The 23,482-nt window shown below is 60.2% G+C and carries 25 protein-coding genes; 15 read left to right on the plus strand and 10 right to left on the minus strand.

Features of this window, described 5'->3' with window-relative positions; translation table 11 throughout:
• The first annotated feature begins 40 nt into the window (after window positions 1–40).
• A complete protein-coding gene (locus AAIE04_RS17095; protein WP_019453262.1) occupies window positions 41–862 on the plus strand; it encodes an AraC family transcriptional regulator in 822 nt (273 codons plus the stop codon).
• A 38-nt stretch (window positions 863–900) separates the two neighbouring features.
• Here AAIE04_RS17095 and AAIE04_RS17100 read toward each other — a convergent pair whose 3' ends face one another.
• The 7 genes from AAIE04_RS17100 to AAIE04_RS17130 form a co-directional block, all read right to left on the minus strand.
• Complete coding sequence (locus AAIE04_RS17100; protein WP_498577380.1) at window positions 901–2,037, minus strand: porin; 1,137 nt, start codon at window positions 2,035–2,037, stop codon at window positions 901–903.
• 371 nt (window positions 2,038–2,408) lie between these two features.
• The gene (locus tag AAIE04_RS17105) at window positions 2,409–3,179 is read right to left on the minus strand and encodes a 3-hydroxybutyrate dehydrogenase (RefSeq protein ID WP_498577381.1); all 771 of its coding nucleotides are present in this window, start codon (window positions 3,177–3,179) and stop codon (window positions 2,409–2,411) included.
• Window positions 3,180–3,191: 12 nt separating this feature from the next.
• The gene (locus AAIE04_RS17110) at window positions 3,192–4,583 is read right to left on the minus strand and encodes a GntP family permease (protein ID WP_498577382.1); all 1,392 of its coding nucleotides are present in this window, start codon (window positions 4,581–4,583) and stop codon (window positions 3,192–3,194) included.
• Window positions 4,584–4,628: 45 nt separating this feature from the next.
• Window positions 4,629–5,552: a 3-hydroxyacyl-CoA dehydrogenase family protein gene (locus AAIE04_RS17115; protein WP_265261817.1), complete on the minus strand. Its 924-nt coding sequence runs from the start codon at window positions 5,550–5,552 to the stop codon at window positions 4,629–4,631.
• Window positions 5,553–5,569: 17 nt separating this feature from the next.
• Complete coding sequence (locus tag AAIE04_RS17120) at window positions 5,570–6,754, minus strand: acetyl-CoA C-acetyltransferase (RefSeq protein WP_498577383.1); 1,185 nt, start codon at window positions 6,752–6,754, stop codon at window positions 5,570–5,572.
• Window positions 6,755–6,768: 14 nt separating this feature from the next.
• The gene (locus AAIE04_RS17125) at window positions 6,769–7,422 is read right to left on the minus strand and encodes a CoA transferase subunit B (protein ID WP_015376496.1); all 654 of its coding nucleotides are present in this window, start codon (window positions 7,420–7,422) and stop codon (window positions 6,769–6,771) included.
• An 11-nt stretch (window positions 7,423–7,433) separates the two neighbouring features.
• The gene (locus AAIE04_RS17130; protein ID WP_498577384.1) at window positions 7,434–8,132 is read right to left on the minus strand and encodes a CoA transferase subunit A; all 699 of its coding nucleotides are present in this window, start codon (window positions 8,130–8,132) and stop codon (window positions 7,434–7,436) included.
• A gap of 168 nt (window positions 8,133–8,300) precedes the next feature.
• Between AAIE04_RS17130 and AAIE04_RS17135 the strand changes: the two genes are divergently transcribed.
• A complete protein-coding gene (locus tag AAIE04_RS17135) occupies window positions 8,301–9,218 on the plus strand; it encodes a LysR family transcriptional regulator (RefSeq protein ID WP_033651396.1) in 918 nt (305 codons plus the stop codon).
• Here the strand turns inward: AAIE04_RS17135 and AAIE04_RS17140 are convergent.
• Both AAIE04_RS17140 and AAIE04_RS17145 read right to left on the minus strand, forming a co-directional pair.
• Complete coding sequence (locus tag AAIE04_RS17140; protein WP_019453270.1) at window positions 9,208–9,507, minus strand: helix-turn-helix domain-containing protein; 300 nt, start codon at window positions 9,505–9,507, stop codon at window positions 9,208–9,210. The two genes, AAIE04_RS17135 and AAIE04_RS17140, sit on opposite strands and share 11 nt — an antisense overlap.
• Window positions 9,508–9,509: 2 nt before the next feature.
• Window positions 9,510–9,860: a type II toxin-antitoxin system RelE/ParE family toxin gene (locus tag AAIE04_RS17145; RefSeq protein ID WP_498577385.1), complete on the minus strand. Its 351-nt coding sequence runs from the start codon at window positions 9,858–9,860 to the stop codon at window positions 9,510–9,512.
• Between the two features lie 408 nt (window positions 9,861–10,268).
• Here AAIE04_RS17145 and AAIE04_RS17150 point away from each other — a divergent pair, with 408 nt between their 5' ends.
• The 4 genes from AAIE04_RS17150 (at window position 10,269) to AAIE04_RS17165 (ending at window position 12,642) form a co-directional block, all read left to right on the plus strand.
• Window positions 10,269–10,658 carry a putative T6SS immunity periplasmic lipoprotein gene (locus tag AAIE04_RS17150; protein WP_498577386.1) on the plus strand — a complete coding sequence of 130 codons (390 nt, stop codon included), beginning with the start codon at window positions 10,269–10,271 and terminating at the stop codon, window positions 10,656–10,658.
• A gap of 174 nt (window positions 10,659–10,832) precedes the next feature.
• Window positions 10,833–11,837 (plus strand): hypothetical protein, encoded by a 1,005-nt coding sequence (locus AAIE04_RS17155; RefSeq protein WP_498577387.1) that lies wholly within the window; start codon window positions 10,833–10,835, stop codon window positions 11,835–11,837.
• Window positions 11,838–11,840: 3 nt separating this feature from the next.
• Window positions 11,841–12,233 carry a hypothetical protein gene (locus AAIE04_RS17160; protein ID WP_498577388.1) on the plus strand — a complete coding sequence of 131 codons (393 nt, stop codon included), beginning with the start codon at window positions 11,841–11,843 and terminating at the stop codon, window positions 12,231–12,233.
• Between the two features lie 13 nt (window positions 12,234–12,246).
• Window positions 12,247–12,642, plus strand: coding sequence for a hypothetical protein (locus AAIE04_RS17165; RefSeq protein ID WP_498577389.1), 396 nt, complete (start codon window positions 12,247–12,249; stop codon window positions 12,640–12,642).
• A 424-nt stretch (window positions 12,643–13,066) separates the two neighbouring features.
• On the opposite strand, the gene AAIE04_RS17170 is transcribed toward AAIE04_RS17165, so the two are convergent.
• Window positions 13,067–13,366 (minus strand): hypothetical protein, encoded by a 300-nt coding sequence (locus tag AAIE04_RS17170; protein ID WP_498577390.1) that lies wholly within the window; start codon window positions 13,364–13,366, stop codon window positions 13,067–13,069.
• A 236-nt stretch (window positions 13,367–13,602) separates the two neighbouring features.
• On the opposite strand from AAIE04_RS17170, the gene AAIE04_RS17175 reads away from it, so the two are divergent.
• From AAIE04_RS17175 to AAIE04_RS17215, 9 genes are all read left to right on the plus strand, one after another.
• Window positions 13,603–14,973, plus strand: coding sequence for a glutamine synthetase family protein (locus tag AAIE04_RS17175; protein ID WP_498577391.1), 1,371 nt, complete (start codon window positions 13,603–13,605; stop codon window positions 14,971–14,973).
• A gap of 32 nt (window positions 14,974–15,005) precedes the next feature.
• Window positions 15,006–15,416, plus strand: coding sequence for a GNAT family N-acetyltransferase (locus tag AAIE04_RS17180; RefSeq protein ID WP_498577392.1), 411 nt, complete (start codon window positions 15,006–15,008; stop codon window positions 15,414–15,416).
• A 13-nt stretch (window positions 15,417–15,429) separates the two neighbouring features.
• Window positions 15,430–16,119, plus strand: a complete 690-nt coding sequence (locus AAIE04_RS17185; RefSeq protein WP_498577393.1) for a trehalose-6-phosphate synthase — start codon at window positions 15,430–15,432, stop codon at window positions 16,117–16,119.
• A 597-nt stretch (window positions 16,120–16,716) separates the two neighbouring features.
• The gene (locus AAIE04_RS17190; protein ID WP_498577394.1) at window positions 16,717–18,327 is read left to right on the plus strand and encodes an ABC transporter permease; all 1,611 of its coding nucleotides are present in this window, start codon (window positions 16,717–16,719) and stop codon (window positions 18,325–18,327) included.
• 15 nt (window positions 18,328–18,342) lie between these two features.
• On the plus strand, window positions 18,343–19,134 hold the full coding sequence (locus tag AAIE04_RS17195; RefSeq protein ID WP_498577395.1) for an ABC transporter ATP-binding protein: 792 nt from the start codon (window positions 18,343–18,345) through the stop codon (window positions 19,132–19,134).
• Window positions 19,135–19,166: 32 nt separating this feature from the next.
• The gene (locus tag AAIE04_RS17200; RefSeq protein WP_498577396.1) at window positions 19,167–20,249 is read left to right on the plus strand and encodes a porin; all 1,083 of its coding nucleotides are present in this window, start codon (window positions 19,167–19,169) and stop codon (window positions 20,247–20,249) included.
• Between the two features lie 584 nt (window positions 20,250–20,833).
• Window positions 20,834–21,613 (plus strand): ABC transporter ATP-binding protein, encoded by a 780-nt coding sequence (locus AAIE04_RS17205; RefSeq protein WP_063918074.1) that lies wholly within the window; start codon window positions 20,834–20,836, stop codon window positions 21,611–21,613.
• A gap of 112 nt (window positions 21,614–21,725) precedes the next feature.
• Window positions 21,726–22,418, plus strand: coding sequence for an MgtC/SapB family protein (locus AAIE04_RS17210; RefSeq protein WP_019453282.1), 693 nt, complete (start codon window positions 21,726–21,728; stop codon window positions 22,416–22,418).
• Between the two features lie 27 nt (window positions 22,419–22,445).
• Entirely contained in the window at window positions 22,446–23,330 is an 885-nt protein-coding gene (locus AAIE04_RS17215; protein WP_498577397.1) for a LysR family transcriptional regulator, read from the plus strand.
• Window positions 23,331–23,482: the final 152 nt, after the last annotated feature.

A 23,482-nucleotide genomic window follows, 5' to 3' on the forward strand; every position in this document is an offset into this window, starting at 1 on the left:
CATAATACTTTTCAATTCCGCCAAATTGAGAATTGTTCTCATGAAAGTACAGATCCCCCGCCACTGTCTGGATATCGATCAGGTGCCGCGCCCGCTGTTTGCCTTGCAAGGTTCCACCCTCGAGCAGGACTGGGAGGTCGAGCCGCACCGCCATCAGAAGGCGCAGCTGATCTACACGGTACGCGGCATGATCCGCTGCGAAGTGGAAAACGGCCTGTGGCTGGTGCCGCCGCAGTGCGCGCTGTGGATGCCGGGCAACGTGTTGCACAACGCCCAGGGCGCCGGCTCCACCGAGGCCTACTGCCTGTTCGTCGATCAACATGCCGCCGCCGGTCTGCCGCAAAACTGCTGCACGCTGTCGGTCTCGCCGCTGCTGCGCGAGCTGCTGCTGCAGGCCAGCACCTTCGAGCCACTCTACGACGAACAGGGCGCCGAGGGGCGCCTGACGGCGGTATTGCTGGACCAGCTGGCGGCCGCGCCGATCGAGAACCTGCACCTGCCGGTGTCCGACGACGCGCGCATCCGGCAGTTGACCGAAGGCATGCTGAGCAGCCCGGCGGACAAATCCACCCTCGGGCAGTGGGCGCAGCGCATCGGCATGAGCGAGCGCTCCCTCAGCCGCACCTTGCAGCAGCAGATGGGCATGAGCTTCGGCCACTGGCGGCGCCAGCTGCACGTGATGCTGGCGCTGCAGCGCTTGACGCAGGGCGAGAGCGTACAGACGGTGGCGCTGGATTTGGGCTACGAGAGCGCCAGCGGCTTCGTCACCATGTTCAGAAAGGCGGTGGGCAAACCGCCGGCGCGCTACCTGGCGGAGCGCAACGCCTCTGGAGAAACCCTGGGCGGCGCGATAACCATGTGAAAAAGCCGGCGCAGGCGCCGGCTTGGAGCAGGTGAAAATCAGAAGTCGTAGAACACCGTAATCCAGGTGGAGTCCGGCTCATTGTCGCTGCTGTTGGCCAGCGTGCGCTCCACATACACCGACAGACCGTAACCGATGGTGGTGCCCGCGCCGAGGTAAACGTGGTTGGCGTGATACGCCTCGTCACCCTTCAGCCGCAGCGAGTCCGCCGCCACGTAAGGCTGGATCGATTTGAGAAACGGCTTATCGATATTGAAGGTGTAACCGACGAAGCCTTCCAGCCCGTAGCCGTCGCCGGCGAAGAAATGCGACAGCGTGCGCTGACGGATGCTCGGCACATAGTCTTTGTAGTAGCTGGCGGTGCCGACGATATACCAGTTGTTCGGCTGCCAGGTTAACGCGGTGCCGGACAACTGCTGGTGATAATCTTTTTCGCTGTACAGATTATCTTTGATCTTCGCATCGGTATAACTGTAGGCGGCGCTGAAGGTGAAGTCTTTCGTCACCTTATAATCGAAGCCCAACCCGCCGCCGCCTTTGCGGCGATAAATCAGGTTATCCGCAGTGTGCAGATCGTCTTCCGGCAATAAATAGTTGGCGTACAGCGTCACCGGCCCGAAATCATTGGTGTACTTGATGCTGTTTTTCGGTTTATTGCCGCCGTCGTAGTCGCCGGAAATACCGATGCCGGTGCCGCCCGCATGGCCATCGTTATCCCAGACGTCGCTTTTGATGCCGACCACGGAATAATAGATGCCATATTGATGGCCGTAGGTCAGGGTGCCGTAACGATCGTCTTTAAAACCGGCGTACAGCTGGCGCTGATAGTCGCGCTTGCCGTCTTCGTTATAGTGCCCGTCCCAGCTGAGCGCGTGCGCCAGATCGACGCCCCACTCGTAATAGCCGATGATCGAGGTGTCCTGCGTCAGCGCATAGTCGCCGCTGAAGCGAAAACGCGTGCCGCCGTCGTGGCCGTTTTTGTCATAGCCCGGTTCCGGGCCGTTATTGAAGATCCACTCGGGGCGAATGCTGCCGCCCACCTTTAAACTGAGCGGCGCCAGCAACACATTGCTCTGCGGGTTTTTATCCAGAATGGTGATCTCGGCCTGCGCGCCGGCGGAAATCGCCGACAGCAAGACGCCGCCAATGACGATTGGCGTTGTGGTTTTTCTCATTATTACCCCTGCCCTAAAAAGAATTATTTTTATAAATACGGTGGTCTTAAGCCACGCCAAAATAATTACCCGATGTGAACAGCGCACGCAAGATATAAAAATTCACGCCATAACCTGCCATTATTTCAGGTTGGATTTAATTTCAGCAAAAACGTGTTCACCTGTAACATGAAGAAAAACAATGTAATAACTGCAGCACGAAATAAACCAATCCGCACGTTTCATCCAAAATAACCCGGCGTGATTATCTGGGAATAATGATAGCAAATAACAAATAAATATTATTGCCGCAGGTAAACCGTCACGCGAGGGAATTAATTAAAGGTGGGAAATAACGACGGAGCGCATTGCGCGCTCCGGGGAAAATCTCACTACTGCGCCAGCCAGCCGCCGTCCATGTTCCAGGCGGCGCCGCGCACCTGCACCGCCGCATCGCTGCACAGGAACAGCGCCAGCTCACCGAGCTGCTCTGGCGTGACGAACTCTTGCGACGGTTGCTTCTCCGCCAACAGCTCATCGCGCGCCCGCTGCGGATCGGTACCGGCGGCGATGCGTTTGTCGATCTGCTGCTGCACCAGCGGCGTCAGCACCCAGCCGGGGCAGATGGCGTTGCAGGTGACGGGCGTGCGGGCCGTTTCCAGCGCCAGCGTCTTGGTCAGCCCCACCACGCCGTGCTTGGCCGCCACATAGGCCGACTTGTCTTTCGACGCCACCAGCCCGTGCACCGACGCCACGTTGATGATGCGCCCCCAGTGGCGCTCGCGCATGCCTGGCAGCACCAATCGGCAGGTATGGAACACCGCCGACAGATTGATGGCGAGGATGGCATTCCATTTCTCCACCGGGAACTGATTCAGCGGCGCCACGTGCTGAATGCCGGCGTTGTTCACCAGAATATCCACGCCGCCGAACTCGCGTTCGGCATAGTGCATCATGTCCGCTATCTGGGCCACATCGCCGAGGTCGGCACCGTGATACCCCGGCGCGGTGCCCAGTCGGGCGACCTGCGCTTGCGCCTGCTCCACCTCGCCGAAGCCGTTGAGGATCACGCGCGCGCCGGCGGCGGCCAACACGGACGCTATTCCGAGGCCGATGCCGCTGGTCGAGCCGGTCACCAGCGCGGTTTTGCCTTGTACACTCATGGTATCGCTCCTTTAAACAATGCCGGTCAGGTAGAACACGCCGATCACGAACAGCACCGCGGCGCTCTTGATCAGGGTGATGGCGAAGATGCCGCCATAGGCCTGCCGGTGGCTGAGGCCGGTGATCGCCAGCAGGGTGATCACCGCGCCGTTGTGCGGCAAGGTGTCCATGCCGCCGCTGGCCATCGAGGCCACCCGGTGCAGCACTTCCAGCGGGATATGCGCGGCGTGGGCGGCGGCCACGAAATTATCGGCCATCGCCGCCAGCGCGATGCTCATGCCGCCGGAGGCCGAGCCGGTGATGCCGGCCAGCAGGGTGACGCTGATCGCTTCGTTCAGCAGCGGATTGGGGATCGCCGACAGCGCCTGCGACAGCACCAAAAAGCCCGGCAGCGCGGCGATCACCGCGCCGAAGCCGTATTCGGAGGCGGTGTTCATCGCCGCCAGAATCGCGCCGCCGACCGCCGTCTTGCTGCCTTCCGCCAGCCGGCCGCGAATATTGCCGAAGCCGAACACCACCACCAGCAGAATACCCGACACCAGCGCCGCTTCCACTGCCCAGATGGCGGTGATCTTCGCCACGTCGGTGGTGATCGGCTTGGCCAGCCCCGGCAGCGTCAGCTCGTGGCTGGTGCCGTACCACTGCGGGATCCAATGGGTGAAGGCAAGGTTGAATACCCCGACCAGAATCAACGGCAAGATGGCGATCAGCGGATTCGGCAGGTTGATATCGTCCGGGGTTTCCGGTTCGTTCAGCAGCTCGGTGCCGTACCCTTCGCCTTTCAGCTGCGCCTTGCGCCGCTGGCGTTCAAGATACAGCAGACCGACCGCGATGATGAACAGCGAGCCGATCAGCCCCAGCCAGGGCGCAGCCCAGGCATTGGTGCCGAAGAAGCTGGTCGGGATGATGTTTTGGATCTGCGGCGTGCCGGGCAAGGCGTCCATGGTGAAGGAGAAGGCGCCGAGCGCCACGGTGGCCGGGATCAGCCGCTTGGGGATACCGCTCTGGCGGAACAGCTCGGCGGCGAACGGATAGACCGCGAACGCCACCACAAACAGCGACACCCCGCCGTAGGTCAGCAGCGCGCACACCAGCACGATCACCGGAATGGCATGACGCCGGCCGAGAATGCGGATCGCCGCCGCGACGATCGAACGGGAAAAACCGGACAGTTCAATCAGCTTGCCGAATACCGCCCCCAGCAGGAACACCGGGAAATAGAGCTTCACGAAGCCGACCATTTTCTCCATAAACAGCCCGGTGAAGGTCGGCGCCACCGCGCCGGGGTCGGTCAACAGCACCGCGCCCAGCGCGGCGATCGGGGCGAACAAAATCACGCTGTAGCCGCGGTAGGCGGCCAGCATCAGTAATCCCAGTGCTGCCAGGGCAATCAAAACGCTCATCGGACACCTCGCTATCGTTGTTATTGTCAGGTACGGAGTGCGAAATTACGGTTTCAGCGCAAAGCGCAGCTGATGCGCCCGGCGCCGTTGAATGCGTTCCCTGCGTGCTTCATCCCACAGATAAAATCCCCGGCCGCTGCGTTGACCGCTATCGCCGCGCTGCAGCCGCTGTTCCACCAGCGCCATCATCTCGTCGCCGGTCGCCAGTTCCGGGAACAGGTGGCGGGCGATGTCCGCCACCGTCGCCAGCCCGGTCATATCGGCGGCTTCGAGCGGGCCGACCATGGCGTAGCGCCGCCCCAGCGAGGCGCGCATCACCTGATCCACCACCTCGGCGCTGGCGATGCCGCTATGTACGATGTGCAGCGCCTCGCGCAGCACCGCAAACTGCAGCCGGTTGCCGACAAACCCCGGCGCGGCACGCTCCAGCAGCACCGCCTCAAGATCCATCTCGCCGAGCAGCGCCTGCACCGCCGCCAGATGACGCGGTTCGGTGGCGCTGCCGGGCACGATCTCCACCAGCGGGATCAGGTGCGGCGGGTGCCAGAAATGGGCGATCAGCAGGCGCTGCGGATGGGTCATGCGCGCCGCCAGCTCGTCCGGCGGCAGGCCGCTGGTGTTGCTGGCGATCACCGCGTCGTCGGCGATCAACCCCTCCAGCTGCTCATACAGCGCATGCTTCAGCTCGAGCCGTTCCGGGATCGCCTCGATAAGCAGCCGGGCGCGCGCCACCTCGTTCAGATCGCCGGTCACGCGCAGCCGCGCCAGCGCCGCGTCGCGCTCATCGTTATCAAACTGCCCGACGTCGCTCAGCTCGGCCAGAATGCCGCTCGCCACCACCGGCGCTTCCGCCAGGCGCTGCGGATCCGGGTCATACAGCAGCACCCCATGCCCGTGGCGGATAAAATGGGTGGCGATGCCCACCCCCATCAAGCCGGCGCCCAGCACCGCATAGTCAGATGACTGCATCGTGCCTCCTCGGTTGTTTACGGGCGCTCTACCGCCAGCGCCACGCCCTGCCCGCCGCCGATGCACAGCATCGCCAGCCCCTTGTTCACCCCGCGGCGCTGCATTTCGAACAGCAGCGACACCAAAATGCGGCAGCCGGACGCGCCGATCGGATGCCCCAGCGCGATCGCCCCGCCGTTGACGTTGACCCGCTCCGCATCCCAGCCCAGTTCTTTACCCACCGCCAGCGCCTGCGCGGCGAAGGCTTCATTGGCTTCGATCAGATCGACCTCCTCCAGCCGCCAGCCGGCTTTTTCCAGGCAGCGGCGCGCGGCTGGCGCCGGGCCGATGCCCATGATCGCCGGATCGACGCCCGACGAGGCGTAACCGGCGATGCGCGCCAGCACCGGCAAGCGCAGCGCGGCGGCTTTTTCCGCGCTCATCAGCAGCACCACGGCGGCGCCGTCGTTGAGCGACGAAGCGTTGCCGGCGGTCACCGTGCCTTCCTTGCGAAACGCCGGGCGCAGCCGCGCCAGCGCCTCCAGGCTGGTGTCGCGCGGCTGCTCGTCGTGCTCAACCCGCAGCGCCTCCCCCTTCGGCTTCGGCACCGTCACCGGCGTGATCTCCTGCGCGAAACGCCCGGCCTGCTGCGCCGCCTGCGCCTTTTGCTGCGAGCGCAGCGCGAACCTGTCTTGTTCTTCTCTGCTGATGGCGTATTTCTCCGCCAGGTTTTCGGCGGTGATGCCCATGTGATAGTCGTTGAACGCGTCCCACAGGCCATCGTGGATCACGCTGTCCACCATCTGCGCGTGACCGAGGCGCAGACCGGCGCGCGCACCGGCCATCAGGTAAGGCGACTGGCTCATGCTCTCCTGGCCGCCGGCGATCACCGCCTCGGCGTCGCCGCTGCGGATCGCCTGCACCGCCAGATGCACCGCCTTCAAACCGGAGCCGCACACCTTGTTGATGGTCAGCGCCGGCGTCGTAACGGGCAGCCCGGCGTTCAGCGCGGTCTGGCGCGCCGGATTCTGCCCGCAGCCGGCGGTCAGCACCTGGCCGAGGATCACTTCATCGATCTGCTGCGGCGCCACGCCGCTTTGCGCCAGCAGCCCTTGCACCGCCGCCGTGCCCAGTTCCACCGCCGTCAACGGCGCCAGCGCGCCGTGAAAACTGCCGACCGGCGTGCGCGTCGCCGCCACGATCACCACTTCACGTTGTTGCACATTCACCTCCCGTTTCAGAAACGCATTTCCGGCACTTGCTCCGGCACGATCAGCCGGCCGGCGGTTTTGGCGACAATCTCCGCCACGCTGACGCCCGGCGCGCGTTCGCGCAGCACGAAGGCGCCGTCTTCAATTTCCAGGTAGGCCAGATCGGTCAATACCTTGCGGATGCAGCGGGCGCCGGTCAGCGGCAGCGTGCAGCGCGGCAGCAGCTTGGACTCGCCACCCTTCGCGGCGTGGGTCATCACCACGATGATGTTCTCCGCCCCCGCAACCAGATCCATCGCGCCGCCCATGCCCTTGACCATCTTGCCGGGGATCATCCACGAGGCGATGTTGCCCTCGACGTCCACTTCAAACGCCCCCAGCACGGTCAGATCGACATGGCCGCCGCGGATCATGGCGAACGACTGCGCCGAATCGAAGATCGACGCGCCGAGGCGCGCGGTGACCGTCTGCTTGCCGGCGTTGATCATGTCGGCGTCCAGCTGCTGCTCGGTCGGGAACTCGCCCATTCCCAGCAGGCCGTTTTCCGACTGCAGCATCACGTCCATGCCCGCCGGCACGTAGTTGGCCACCAGCGTCGGGATACCGATGCCCAGGTTGACGTAGTAACCGTCTCTCAGCTCTTGCGCCACGCGCTGCGCCATTTGTTCACGGGTAAGCATGCGAATTCTCCTTATGCCCGCAGGGTGCGTTGTTCGATACGCTTCTCGAAGGTGCCCTGGATCAGCCGATCGACGTAGATGCCGGGGGTATGGATCGCCGCCGGATCCAGTTCGCCCGGCGCCACGATCTCTTCCACTTCCACCACCGTGATGCGCCCGGCGGTCGCCATCAGCGGATTGAAGTTCTGCGCGGTGTGGCGGTAGATGACGTTACCGAAGTGATCGGCCTTCCAGCCTTTAACGATGGCGAAATCGCCGGTGATGGCGGTTTCCATGATGTAAGGGCGGCCGTTGAACTCGCGCACCTCTTTGCCTTCGGCAATCGGCGTGCCGTAACCGGTGGCGGTGAAGAACGCCGGGATACCGGCGCCGCCGGCGCGGATCTTCTCCGCCAGCGTGCCCTGCGGCGTGAGATCCACCTCCAGCTCGCCGCTGAGCGCCTGCTGCTCGAACAGCGCGTTTTCGCCGACGTACGATCCCACCACCTTGCGGATCTGATGGGTTTCCAGCAGCCGCCCGAGGCCGAACCCGTCGACGCCGCAGTTGTTGGAAACCACCGTCAACCCGCGCACGCAGCGCCGGCGGATCTCTTCGATCAGGTTTTCCGGGATGCCGCACAGGCCAAAGCCGCCCGCCAGCACCGTCATGTTGTCCGTCAGGCCTGCCAGCGCTTCCTGGTAGCTGCCGACGCGTTTGTCGAGCCCTGCCATATCGTTGCCCCTGCATATTGCGGCGCAGGGCGAAATGCCCTGGCTTGCGTGAGGGCATCTTCAGGTCACAAAAATGATTTGTTAATTTTGTTTTTATGCCGCATTGATTTAGAATTTTTATTAATCACTCGTTAACCGACAATTAACAAAGAGTTAACGCCAGCCAAAATGAAAATGAGCATCAAACAGTTACGCGCGTTTTTAGCGGTAGCTCACACTCTGAACTTCGCCCAGGCCAGCGAGCGGCTGAATATTTCTCAGCCGGCGCTCAGCCTGGCGATCCGTGGGCTGGAAGACGCGCTGGGCGGGCCGCTGCTGCTGCGCACCACCCGCCGGGTGACGCTGACGCCGGAGGGGGAAACCTTCTTCCCGATGGCTCGCCAGTTGCTGGCGGATTGGGACAACGCGGAAGAGGCAATGCGCCAGCGCTTTACCCTGCAGATGGGCAAGGTGGCGATCGCCGCCATGCCGTCGTTCGCCGGCAACCCGCTGCCGCCGATCCTCAAGGCGTTTCGCGATCGCTATGCCGGCATCAACGTGGCAGTGCACGACGTCATCAACGAGCAGGTGTTTGAAATGATCCGCGAAGGCCGGGTGGAGATGGGCATCGCCTTCGAGCCGGAGCCGAGCGACACCCTGCACTTCACCCCGCTGTGCCGCGATCGCTTTATGGCGGTGGTGCCGAAGGATTCGGCGCTGGCGCGCAAGGCGCAGGTGAGCTGGAAAGAGCTGCTGACGCTGGATTTCATCACCCTGCAGCGGCCATCGGCGGTGCGGCTGCTGCTGGAGCAGGAGCTGGCCCGCAGCGGCCGCACGCTGGAGGTGGCGTTTGAAAGCCACCAGCTGGTAACGGTCGGGCGCATGGTGGCCAACGGCCTCGGCGCCAGCGCGGTACCGGCGCTGTGCGAGCAACAGATGGATGAGCTGGGAGCGGTCTGCGTGCCGCTGATCGGCCCGATCATCGAACGGCGCGTGGGCCTGATCCGCCTGGCGCAGCACCAACTCTCTTCCGCCGCGCAGGCGCTGGCGACGGTGATCGAACGGGAAATGGCGGGGAGTGGTGGGCAGCCTGCGCTTAAACCGTAAACCCGACGTGCTTGCCGCCCGGCAGCTCAACGTCCAGGCGCAGCGTGCCGCCCATCGCTTCCACGTAGCGTTTCAGGGTCGAAATCTTCAGCTCATTGCCGCGCCCTTCGATGGCCGCGACAGAAGGCTGGGAAATGCCCAGCGTTTTCGCCAGTTCCTGTTGGGAAATATTCAGCGCTTCCCGCAGCTGGTGCAGGTGCGCTTCAAACAGCATCTCTTCGGCCATTTCCTCGATGCGCCGGCGGCTCTCCGGCGTGCGGGAGGCCAGCAGTTGCTTTAAGGTGCTCATGGTTACTCCTTGAAATCACACATCAAATATTGGGTGAACTGCGCATCTGCGATGGGCAGCATCACTTTATAAAACCGCTTCTCATTACCCGTTTTGTCGCCCGCACACAGCACAATCGCCTGTCGCGCCGGATCGAAGGCGAAAAAAGCGCGAATCGGCCGCCCTTTGTGCTGAATACGCAGCTCTTTCATGTTGGAATGCAGCGAGCCTTTCAGCACGTCGACAAAAGGCCGCCGAAGAGAAGGCCCTGCACGCTCGAGCATCACCAGCGCGGCCAACACCTTTTCCTGCGTCGATTCATCCTGTTCACAGAGCCACCGATCAAACTCTTCCGTTGTCATTACCGTCCACATGGCACCTCCTGATTATAGAGTACAATCTATGACAAGACGATAGACCGGAATATATAATTTTCTCCAGACCGCCGTTGGCGTTTTGCCTGGCAGCTCGAAAAAACGGTGGTGATTGCCTTGCGGCTTGAGCAAGGAATGCGACGAGATACGGGAACAGCGGAATCAGTATCGGCCAGAGAAGAAAACATGCGGATTTGACGAGGCATTAAAGCACGCAACCCGGCGTTTTTATTTTTGAATATATATATAAAAGAAATAAAATAATTTTTCATATCAATCAATAGATTGCACCCAGCATCCATTTGCCTTTCCATCTTGTGAGCGAACGCAAAAGATTGTGACAAAGTGGGTTAATCATGTCTGAACTTTCGCTATGGTGTTTTTTTCATGTTTTAACGGATTAAAACCATGGCCACAACTCAAGGAAACGCCAGAAAACTTACGGCCGATGAACACCGATTTTATCTCTCTTTGCTATGCGCACTGCTACTGAACGGCTGTCAATCCACTCACCCCTGGTACCGTCCGTTGGATGTCTCGCTCAAAGACAATCAACCTTGCTTTGCAGTGCCTATCAACAGCGTTCGCAGCGGCGACAGCCTGCAAAACCGGGGAGTGATTGTCTCACGGCAGGAACAACAGCAATGGCATATCGTCTGGACCTCACCAGAAGTCACTCCGTTGCCTGACCTGAAACCAGGACAATGCGTCACTTATCCGCAAGCAAACTGGGCTGCGGGAGAATACTCGGTCTTGCTCGGCGTCTCGATGAATAACGATACGGAAAGGCGTAAATAAATGAGAACATTTACTTTAAGCATTGAGCGTAATGGAAAGACACTATTACGTAGCGATCATTAAGCTACCCATCGTTGCATTTTCAGATGATTCTCCGATCGAGAGCGTGAGCCAAAACCTGTTACCACCCTATAGAAAATGTTAAGTTTCCTAAAAATAAGGAGGCTTTTCGACATGGAACAGAAGTCCAGCAACATCGCACCGGGCTATTGCATCGCCCAACAAACCGGCCCGCTCGCCTTCCACGCTAACTACCTGTTCGGTGGCAAGCCATCGGAAGCGGCACGCTTTTTTATGCAGCTCAATGCCGATACGCCGCTGGTTCAACCGGGGCAAATGCTGATCGTCGCCGATCCGCGCAATCATAATCAATCTACGCAGATCGCCGCCCTGATGCAGGCCAAGAGCCGCACCAGCAAAGCGGTGAAAGCCGGTGACAGCGATTTCTCTACCTTCTTGCATCGCAATTACGCCGCTATCGCCGCCTTCACCAGCTATGGGGAAACGGCCGTCGGGCTGGCTTCGGATGCCGGAGAACGCTACTTCAGTCAGATCAAAAATATCCTGGTCGAAATTGAAAAAACCTACCAAAATCAGTTCCGCACGAGTGGCGCTTTGATTGGCACTCAGTTTCAGGTGGAACGAGCGCGGCTGTTCGGTACATTAAAACCGTTACTGAATCGCCTTACTCGTGCTCAACTCAATATGAAAGAGTATGCGCAAATCAAACACGCGCTGGGGCTCTCCAGTAAATCGCTGGTGCATGAATGGAGTACCGCTGGCGTCGGTGCCATCAAGGGCTATTCGAACTACGTCGACAGCGCCAGCCGTGCGGCCAAGTTTATGAAAGCCGGCGGCTGGATCGGCATCGGATTGAGCGGGCTGAATACCACCAACGACGTCTACAATGCCTGCACCACCGGCCGCGAACAGGAGTGCGCCAAGATCGCGGTGAAGGGATACAGTCATTTTGCGGCAAGTACTGCCTTCGGTATCAAAGGCGGCGAATTAGGTGCCGCTGGGGGAATGTTACTATGCGGAGTTGTATTAGGCGTCGCCACTGGTGGCGTTGGGTCGTTAGCATGTGGCATAGCGGGTGCGGCTGCTGGTGGGGCCGCCGGTGGTTGGCTCGGTGGTTCTTTATCTGATACGGCTACAGGTTTTATTTTTGGTGACTGACTCATGAAAACAGCATCACTTATTGCAGCCGTGCTGCTCTTACTTTGTTGGCTTGTTCAATATATTTACTCTCGTCGCTATAAACGTGAGTTCGATGTTTTTTATCAACGCTATACCCAACAGGGCCACTTTGTCCCTGCTCACGTCGCGATTGCCGATGGCCTTGGCTCTTTAGGTACTTCCATCAAAGTCCAATGGTTCAGATGGATCCTTTGCGGCAAGAAAATCAAGGTGAAGAAAAACCAATATCTTCCCGCCAAGACCTATGAATTTGTTCGTCTTTCAACATCTGAACGCTTGCAGACCTGGATGAAAAACAACGGCACGCTTTTGGCGCTGGAAGGCGTGCTCTTCATCATGGCATTGATCTTTATGATGATAGCGAGAATATCGTGATTCAGGCTACTCAATGAAAACCATTGTCATATTATGCTTAACGCTGCTGGTTTTAAGCGCCTTCATCCAGTTCATTGGTTACCGTCGCCATAAAAAAGAGTTTGACGCTTTCTATCAACGTTACGCCGGCAGCGGACATTTTATTCCGCCCTACGTCGCCTTTGCCGATAGCCTCGGCATGCTTGGAACCTCATTGAAAGCACAGTGGTTTCTTTGGATTCTGAAAAGGAAAAAAATAAAAATAAAGGATCAAGTTTGGCTCGATGCGAAAACCTACGATTTCGTGCAAAAAACTGCCTCTCCTGAGCTACAGAAGTGGCTGGCGATGGATTTTATACTTTTGCTCGTAGAGGCCATTATTACCACCGTGGGCTGTATTTTTATTTATCTCATCAAAATCAACGTATAAAAATGATCAATTATATTGAGTCTTACATAAAAGAGATAAAACTCTTAGTGGTATTACTATTCTTTCTTTGCCTTCTTATCGCTATTATCCAATTTATTTACTATCGACTTCATAAAAAAGAGTTTGATCTCTTTTATCAACACTATGTGGTGAGTAAACACCCTGTTCCACTTTTTGTCGTGATAGCGGACAACCTTAACTTCATCGGTGTTTCACTAAAAGCCCAGTGGTTTCGTTGGATTTTGAACAACCGGAAATTAAAACTGACTCGCAACGTTTGGCTAAGCCCCAAAACCTACGACTTCGTTCGAACTGCTTCATCACCAAGGCTACAAAGTTGGATCCGTAATGATTTCAGACTATTAATGCTACAAGGAGCACTCTTAATCATCATGTGTCTCCTGAGCTATCTCCTGAAGTCGGTCTAATCCCCCTCCACCGCCTGCACCGCCGCCTTCTGCGTGGCGCGCTGATATAAGCACAGCTCCCTGCCCGGCTTGTTTTTCATAAACGGCTGCGGGTAGCGCCCGCCGATAAACAGCGCCGAATAGCCGACGTCATCACCGTAGTGAACGATCGCCCCTTCCACCCTGGCGTTTTCTAGCCCGCTGGCTTGCAGGCAGGCGGCGCGCATCGCCCGTTCGCTCTTGGCCCACTCCTGGGGGGAAGACGCAGTGGCGTTGAACGCGGCCAGCGCGGCGATAAGCAGCCCTATTCTCTTCATCGTTATCTCTCCTTCTACGGCCCGTCTCGCCAGTATAGACCGTGCCGACCCGGCCAACCCGCCGCGCTCTTTACGGCATTTTTATTCCGCACCCCGTTAACGTTACGGCGTTTTTACAGACAGTTTTTGCCGCCGCAGATACCCTTTTCACATCGCCGCTATGGCCTCACAAGAGAGTTGTCTCATGCGTTTATCCCTGCCTCTGGCCGTGACCGGTCTTCGTTCTGGAGCACGCCATGCATGCTAATATCATCGGCTTCAATCCCCTGCTGGCGGAGCTGCCCGCTTCGCCGACGCGCACCTTCCGTAAAGAGCTGGAGCACTATCTGCAGCGCTATCCGGATACCGAACAGCTGGATATTTATCTGCACGATCTGAACGGCCAGCTGCGCGGCAAACGGCTGCCGATCGCCGAAGCCTTTGGGCTGGAAAAAGGCTGCTACTTCCCGTTGTCGATCTACGCCATGGATCTGCACGGCCGGGTGATAGAAGAAAGCGGGCTGGGGCAGCGGGCGGGCGAGCCGGACCGGCTGTGCCTGCCGGTGCCCGGTACGCTGCGCCCCTGCGCGCGCGATCCCGAGCGCCACGCCCAGCTGCTGCTGACGATGCAAAACGCCGATGGCGACGCCTGCGAGCTGGAGCCGCGCGTGGTGCTGCAACGGATGCTGAAGCGCCTGCACGAGCGCAACTGTTTCCCGGTGGTGGCGGCCGAACTGGAGTTCTACCTGCAGGATCCGCAGCACCCCGCCGAGGCGGAAACCTGCCCGACACAGAGCTTCGCGGTGGATGCGCCGGAGCGCCACCATGCGCTGCTGAGCGACATCGAACGGCACGCCCGCCTGCAAAACCTGCCGTTGACCGGCGTGGTGGCCGAAGCCGCCTCCGGCCAGTACGAGCTGAACCTGCATCACAGCCGGCGCGTGCTGGAAGCCTGCGACCAGATCATGGCGCTAAAACGCCTGACGCGGCAAATTGCCGAGCAACATCACCAGCACGCCTGCTTTATGGCCAAGCCCTGCGCCCACGCCGCCGGCAGCGGACTGCACTTTCACATCAGCCTGCAGAACGAGCACGGCGAGAACCTGCTGACCGGCGCGCCGGGCGAACTGAGCGACAACATGCAGCAGGCGATGGCGGGCATGCTGGCGCTGATGCCGGCGTCAATGGCGATCCTGGCGCCCAATATCAACGCGTTCCGCCGTTTCCGCCGCGGCATGCACGTGCCGCTGCGCGCCTCCTGGGGCCACAACAACCGCACGGTGGCGCTGCGCCTGCCCTGCGCCGACAGCGCCAACCAGCGCATCGAATACCGCCTGGCCGGCGCCGACGCTAACCCCTATCTGGCGCTGGCGGTGATGCTCGGCGGCCTGCTGCACGGGCTGGAACAGCCGCTGCCGCTGCCGCCGGCCGCCAACGGCTGCGAGAGCGACAACGCCGCCCCCTTGCCGCTCGGCCAACAGGAGGCGCTGACGCTGTTCCGCCACAGCGATCCGCTGCGCGAGCTGCTCGGCCCGGCGTTCTGCACCTTGTGGCACACCTGCAAAAGCGCCGAACTGCACCGCTTCGAGGAACAGGTCACCGCCGCCGAACTCGGCTGGATGCTGTAATCGCTCTTTGATTCATTAACCTAAGGATAATCATGAATATGCAACCGCAACCGGCGCCCGTTCAGCCGCTGCTCTGCTGGCGCAAAGGCGTTTTTCATATCAGCACCGATCGGCAGCTGTTGGATATCGAGGCGATCCAGCGTTTCCTCAGCCTGGCGGATCGGGCGGCGGCCGAACGCCTGGTGCACCACGGCCTGTGCTTTGGCCTGTACCGCAAGCGCCACCAGCTCGGCTTCGCCCGCATGGTGACCGATTACGCCACCTTCGCCTCGGTGAGCGAACTGTTCGTCAGCGCCGAATACCGCGGCGTCGGGCTGGGCAGCTGGCTGACGCGCTGCTGCCTGGCGCATCCGGCCTTGCGCGGCCTGCGCGTCACGCTGCCGGCGCTGCAAGCGCCCTGGCGCGCCGATTGTTCGGCGCATGCCCTGCGCGCCCTTCACTGATAAGGAGCTCCTGATGTCTCGTTTAGTGCTGATTTCCAACAAGCAGTGCGACGGCAAGGATCTGGCCTGCGCCGGCCAGACGCTGGCGGCCGACGCCGAACCGGGGCTGTGGCTGGGCTGGAACGGCGACGTGCAGAATTTTGCGCAGCGCCCGATCAGCTGCCGCCAACGCGCCGGTTACGATCAGGTAACCTTCCCGCTGTCGATCGAGGAGTTCCGCCGCCACTATCAGGGCTACTACCACGACGGCCTGTGGCCGGTGTTCCACAACCAGCCGGAGAAGGCGCACTTCACGCCGGAAAACTACCGCGCCTACCGGCAGCTGAACCGCCATTTTGCCGATATCGCCTGCGAGCACCTGTGCCCCGGCGACATCGTCTGCATCGACGACTACCAACTGCTGCCCTGCGCCCAGGCGCTGAAGGAACAGGGGCTGCTGAACGCCTGCGCGTTCTTTTTCCACCTGCCGTTTCCGTCGGCGGCGCTACTGCGACGCATCCCGGAACATCGCCAGCTGATCGCTTCGCTGCTGTTCTACGATCTGATCGGCTTTACCAGCACGGACGATCGCAACGCCTTTCTCAGTTGCCTGGCGGGCGAGTTCCCGCTGGAGATGCTGCCCGACGACCAGATCCAGGCCAACGGGCATCTGTTCGCCACCGGCATTTTCCCCGCCGGCATCAACGGCAGGCAGGTTTATTGATTTTCATCGCGGCGCGCCCCCTTCAGGCGCGCCGTTTTATTTCGCCGTGATTTATTTTTACCGCCTTTATCGCCATCACCATGCGTTATTTCATTTTATGAATATAGCGATTAAAAAATGAATATTTATCCTGTTACATATCATACGTAAAAACCCTACGCCGCCAATTGCTTTTTATTAGTAAAAAACATTACCCTCTCCCTGCCATATTTAAACCGAGGAGGGCCCCATGGGCGATGAAAGTTTTAGTTTTACGCTAATACTATTGGGCGTCTTTCAGTAATGTCATCCGCGTTGCATTCTGAAAGACACGGAATGCGGCAACCGCTCCCCTTCTGACGGCCTTTCCCGCTCTGCCGGCCCACCCATCGCCCCGCTGCGAAAACAACGTCTGTCTCAGCCGCTACAGCGGTATTTATCTGATGTCGCCGGGCATATTCCCCGAGCGCCGACGGATTTCTTATGGGAAAAATAAGGTATTGCGTTATGCAAAATAACCGGGGTACATCTGTTTTCAGAAAGTCTTATTTAAATGACTTTATCGTTATCGCCATCGGTGTTTTTTTCATTGCCTTTTTTATTCGTGCCTGGGGTGACATGCACGGTGACTTCAATGAACAAAACGTCTCTGCCATTAATCTCGACGCCTGGAACCTGCTTTATTATTCGCTCAGAACCAGCATGCGCTTTCTCCTCGGCATGGCCTGGTCACTGCTGTTTTCTGTGGTATTCGCCGTGCTGGCCGCGCGCTATGCGCCGCTGCGCCGGGTGATCCTGCCCTTCGTCAACTTTATGGAGTCGGTGCCGCTGGTGGGGTTCCTGACCTTCACGACCGTGTATTTTCTCAACCTCTATCCGCACAGCGTGATGGGACTGGAGTGCACCGCCATCTTCGCGGTGTTTACCGGCCAGGCCTGGAACATGATGCTGACGCTGTATCAGACGCTGCGCATCGTGCCCAAGGAGCTGGACGAAGCCGCGCGCAGCTTCAATTACAACCCGTGGCAACGCTTCTGGCGGCTGGAGTTCATCTATTCAGTGCCGGGCCTGCTGTGGAACACCATGGTGTCGCAATCCGCCGCCTGGTTCGCCCTGGTGGCCTCCGAGGCCATTCCGGTCGGCGATCGCTCGGTCGAACTGCCCGGCGTCGGCTCCTATATCGCCGAAGCGCTGGCGCAGCAGAACGTGCCGGCGATCCTGTATGCGATCGTCGCGCTGGCCGCCAACATCGTGCTGCTCGATCAGCTGGTTTTCCGCCCGCTGGTGCGCTACACCGCGCGCTTCAAATACGAAGACGTTACCGCCAACCGGCCGCTCGGCAATCCGTGGTTTTACAACAGCCTGGCCTTCTCGCACGTCGGCGCGGCGCTCGGCCGCACGCTGCGCACGCTGGCTGACCTGTGGCTGTTCAAGCTGCCGCGGCTGTGGTACGCCCTCGGCCTGCACCGCCTGTTCAGGATCGCCGCCAAAGGCAACTGGCTGTGGCGCAGCCTGTGGTATCTCGGCGTGGTGCTGGCTTGCGTGTGGTTCGGCTATCAGTTGTGGGAATATTTCCCCAAACAGTACTTCGCCATGCTGCCGGAGTGGATGTTGCTCACCACCGCGCGGGTGGCTGCGGCCATGCTGCTCAGCGTGGCGATCTTCACGCCGCTGGGGGTGTGGATCGGCATGAACCCGCGGCTGGTGAAGATCTTCCAGCCGATCATCCAGATCCTGGCGGCTATTCCGCCCAACATTTTCTACCCGCTGATCGCCGCCTTCATCGCCATTTATCACCAGGATCTCGGCTGGTGGGCCATTCCGATGATCATGCTGGGCACCCAGTGGTACGTGTTGTTTAACGTGATCGCCGGCGTTTCCGCCATTCCGACGCAGATCACCGAAGTCAGCGAAACCTTCGGGCTGCGCCGCCTCCGCTGGTGGCGCTACTACATGCTGCCGGCGATCTTCCCCTACATCGTGACGGGCATCATCTCCGCCGCCGGCGGCGCCTGGAACAGCGCCATCGCCGCCGAGGTGATCCAGTGGGGCAGCACCACCCTCAGCGCCACCGGGCTGGGCGCGTTCATTTCCGTCGTCACCGACGCCGGCAAGAACCCGGAGTCCGCGCTGGGCTGCGCCGCGATGTGCGCGCTGGTGGCGCTGTGCATCATCTTCATCTGGCAACCGCTGTATCGCATCGCGGAAACCAAATTCAAATATGACTGATCAAGGGGGAACCACATGGTGACTCAAGAGGTAATTATCAGCGCCCGCCGGCTGAACAAGACGTTTATCGGCGAAAACAAACGCCCCAAACCCGTACTGCGCGACGTATCGCTGACCGTGCACGCCGGCGAGTTCGTTACCATTCTGGGGCAATCCGGCTCGGGCAAGTCCACGTTGCTGCGCATGCTGGCCGGGCTGATCCCACCGGACAGCGGCACGCTCACCCTGGCGGGCAAACCGGTCGACGGCCCGAGCACCAACGCCGGCATGGTGTTTCAGTCCTACGCGCTCTATCCCTGGCTGGCGGTGTACGACAACATCGCCTTCGGGCTGCTGGCGCAAAAACTGCCGCCGCAGACGATCGCCGAACGACTGGACGCGCTGCTGCGCCTGGTGGGCCTGAGTGGCTATGAGCACGCCTGGCCACGCGAGCTTTCGGGCGGCATGCGCCAGCGTGTGGGCTTCGCCCGGGCGTTGGCGGTAGAGCCCGACGTCTTGCTGCTGGACGAGCCCTTCTCCGCCCTCGATATCTTTACCGCGCAAAAACTGCGGGGCGACCTGCTGGCGTTGTGGGGGGAAAACCGGCTGCGCACTCGCGCCATGGTGATGGTGACGCACGACGTCGAAGAGGCGGTGCTGATGTCCGATCGGGTGCTGATCCTGGACGCGACCAGCAAACGGATCGACGACGAATTCAGCGTCAACCTCCCGCGCGCGGCGCGCAACCGGGAAAGCCTGCGGCACCTCAGCGATCGGATCCGCTGCTGCCTGTACAAAAAAATCGCGCAAGCGCAATCGGCCGGTTAATGGCCCTGTTTTCATCCACTTGGGGAATTGAAATGAACCATAAAAGCTTGCTGATGACGCTGGTCATCCTGCTGCCAGCCGCCGCCACCGCCGCGGAAATCGTCAATAAAGACGGCAATAAGCTGGATCTGTACGGCCAGCTGAACGGCGTGCATTACTTCAGCAGTGACGCCGACAATAACGGCGACCGCTCCTATACCCGCTTCGGCTTCAAAGGCGAGACGCAGATCGGCGACGGGCTGACGGGGTATGGCCAATGGGAATATCAGGCCGGGCTCAATCAGCCGGAAAGCGCCGGGCCGGGCGACAGCTATACCCGCCTCGGCTTCGCCGGATTGACGTTCAGCCGCTGGGGCAGCCTGGATTACGGCCGCAACTACGGCCTGCTGTATGACGTGGCCGGCTGGACGGACGTGCTGCCTGAATTCGGCAACGACAGCTACGAAGCGGCCGACAACTTTATGACCGGCCGCGCCAACGGCCTGCTGACCTACCATAATCGCAGCCTGGGCGGTCTGGTCGACGGCCTGGATCTCGGCCTGCAATATCAGGGGAAGAATCGGGGGGACGACGCTCACCGGGCGAAGGATATCCAAACGCAAAACGGCGATGGTTACGCCTTTTCCGCCACTTACGACACCGGCGCGGGGCTAAACTTTGGCGCCGCCTACGCCAACTCTGCGCGCACCCTGGCGCAGCAACGCTTCGGCCTGGCTGACGGCGATCGCGCCCGGGCCTGGACGCTGGGGCTGAAATACGACCAGGACAACCTCTACCTGGCGGCAAGCTACGCACGCACCGAGAACATGACCTACGTCGACGGCGATCGCTACGCCGGCTTCGCCCCGCGCGCAGACGCCGTCGAGGCGGTCGCGCAGTATCACTTCGATTCCGGCGTCACGCCCTCGGTAGCCTACCTGCAAACGCGCGGCCGCAACCTGCCCGGCATTGGCGACGCCGATCTGGTCAAATACCTGGATCTGGCGCTGAACTACAGCTTCAACGCCAACATGTCGACCTACGTGGAGTACAAACTCAACCTGCTGCAGCGGCAGAACGCCGCTGGCGCCAGCGCCGACGACATCGTCGAAACCGGCATCATGTATCAGTTCTGACCCCCATCCCGGCCGGAGGGCACCCTCCGGCCGGTTCATTATTCGACTTTCCGCCCGCCGCTTATTCTCTCGTTTAATTCAGGTTTATATTTCCACAAAATGACGCCTATATTCATTCTCGCGCTTTCTGTTGACGCCCCGTTTAATGAATAAAGAAAATTTTTCCCGCATTCATATTAAATTACATTTTGCCGCCATAATTCGGTGCATCCACATTGAACAATAGGCAATAGCACACGTATTATGGCCACACGAAAAATAACGGGAGAATGATATGGACGGCGACAGTTGGTTGTTTATTTTATTGTTGGAGCCGCTGAGGTCACAGGAGCAATAGTCATCCCATTGCATCCTGAAAGTGTCAGGATATGAGTCAGTTACAGCATCCCTTCGCTTTACCCTTCAGCCTCTGGCCTCCGCGCACGCCGCACCGGCGCGTCCGACGGGCTACCCCCTCCAGCATAAGCGTATTAACAGCCCGATAACGGTCAGGCTTATTTGCACTCGCATTTATTTTACGCCTGCCCGGCGATAAATATCGGCCCTTTTTCCATGCTCATATTTTAATTGGGTGGAGACAGATCATGATGGTAAAAAAAACTACGCTGCTGACGGTCAATAACGTCAGCAAAAGCGTTCAGCCTACCGGTAAAGAAAAACGTCTGGTGCTGGATGAAATCAATTTGCGCCTCTACGACAACGAAGTCGTCAGCATTTTGGGGCAGTCCGGCTCGGGCAAATCCACCCTGCTGCGCATGCTTTCCGGCCTGATCGCGCCGGATCTGGGCAGCGTGATGCTGGGGGATAAAAAAGTCTCGGGGCCGAATCCCCAGATCAACATGGTGTTCCAGACCTTCGCCATTTTCCCGTGGCTGAACGTCTACCAAAATATCGCCTTCGGGCTGCAGGCGCAGGATCTTCCGCCGCAGGTGGTCGAAGCCCAAACGCTGAAAATGCTCGATTTGGTCGGGCTCGCGCCTTACCGCGACGCCTACCCGCGCGAGCTTTCCGGCGGCATGCGCCAGCGGGTCGGCTTCGCGCGCGCGCTGGCGGTTGAACCGATGCTGCTGTTGCTGGACGAACCCTTTTCCGCACTGGACGTCTATACCGGCGAGCACCTGCGCAGCGATCTGCTGCGGATCTGGAGCACGCGCCAGATCAAAACCCGCTCCATCGTGCTGGTCACTCACAGCGTAGAGGAGGCGGTGATGATGTCTGACCGCATCCTCCTGCTGGGCGCCGGCACCCTCGACGGCTGCTATCACATCACGCAGCGCCGCGAGGCGCGCACCCGCGAGGGGATGCAGCCGCTGACGGACAAAATCAGCGAGGCGCTCAGCCGGCAGATCGCCGCCGCGCACTGAGCGCCGCCCTGGACTGGCGGGACGGAATCCCGCCAACTTAACTACCTGTTTATCAAGAGTTACCCCGCCACGGGTGGCTCATGATAAGCGGATAATACATCGAGTTATTATCATGCATTTCATTCATACGCTGCTGACGCTGCTGACCGCGTCCGTCCTGGGCGCCGCCATCGGCTACGAAAGACAGTTCCGCCAGCGCACCGCCGGGCTGCGCACCAACACGCTGGTGGCCACCAGCGCGGCGATCTTCGTCCATCTGGCCATGACCATCGACGGCAGCGGCGGCGCGGTGCGCGTCATCTCCTATGTGGTCTCCGGCGTCGGCTTTCTCGGCGCCGGAGCCATCATGAAGGAAGGGATGAACATCCGCGGCCTGAACACCGCCGCCACGCTCTGGGGCTCCGCGGCGGTCGGCGCCTGCGCCGGCTGCGGCCTGTACGGCGATGCGCTGGCCGCCACGCTGTTCGTGCTCGCCGCCAACACCCTGTTGCGCCCGCTGGTCAATATGGTCAACAAACAGCCCTTCAATGACGTTAACGGCGAGTCTACCTACCAGATTTGCGTCATTGCCTTCGAGCATGAGCAGCGTGAAGCGCTGGCCAAATTCAAACAGGTGCTGCAAGGGGAAAACTGCTTTATCTCGCATCTGGATATCGAACCCTTCGGCGACGACGACGTGGAGATCACCGCCACCTTGATGCCGGCTTCCGTCACCACGCCGGTGCTCGACCAGACCATCAATAAATTGCTGAACGACAGCATGATGAAACAGGCCTATTACAGCCGCATCGCCGGCTCCGGCTAATGCTTTTCACTTCCAGGGAGATCAACCATGAAAACCATGCCAAAGCTGGCGCATCTGACGATGTTCAAAGACATTGTCCACTGTGGAAGTTTGCACGAGGCCGCGAAAAAGCTGGCCATCTCGCAGCCGACGCTCAGCCGGGTGCTGAAAGAGCTGGAAATGACCGTCGGCGCGCGGCTGCTGGAGCGCAGCAACCGCGGCGTGCGCCTGACGGCGGTCGGCGAACTGTTTTACCGGCGGATAGACGCCGCCACCAACCAGTTGCTCAACGCGTTTGACGAGCTGCGCGGCCTGAGCGCCGACGGCGAGAAGCGCCTGCGGGTAGGGATGAGCGTCGATCCGCTGCTGTGCTACCTGCCGCAGGTGCTCGAAGGCTTCAACCGCCGCTACCCACATACCCGGGTGACGGTGGTGGAGGACGGCCCGGAAGGCCTGCTGGCCCGGCTGCGAAGCTGCGAGCTGGATTTGGCGGTCAGCAGCCTGAACGGCGCGGCGGGCGGCGCCGATCTGGCCATGCAGGCGCTGAAGAGCGAGCGCTTCTCGCTCTATCAGGGAGGCGACCTTACCGCAGCCGGGCAGCCGCCGGCCGAGGCCAAATGGGTGGTGCCGCGCTCCTGCTCGGTGGGGCATGCCGCCATCCGCGAGATCGCCGAACGCTACACGCCGCATGGCCAGATCGTCGAGACCGACTCCTTTCTGGCGACCTGGTGCCTGGTCAGGCAGCAGGGCTATATCGCGCTGCTGAGCGATCGGGTGGTCGCGCACTACGCCCCGCAGCTGCACCTGCAGAAAATCCCGACGCAAGAGATCGACATCAGCGCGCGCTTTTACGTCTTTACCCGCCATGAGCCGGCCACGCCGCCGCTCAGCGCCGCGTTTATCCACCTGCTGCAGGCCATGCAGATGGCCTGAAGAGACAGGCTGCCGGAAACGTTCGGTACCCGATAAGCGAACTGAAAAATAGGGGGTTAAAGCCGGCCGGTTATTCCGGGGGCCGCATTGGCAACAGCGGCAGCCTGGCGGTGATTGCCAATGCAACAGCACAGAAAGGTATTATTGCGCCC

The organism is Serratia sp. Ae19-1, assembly GCF_059801225.1.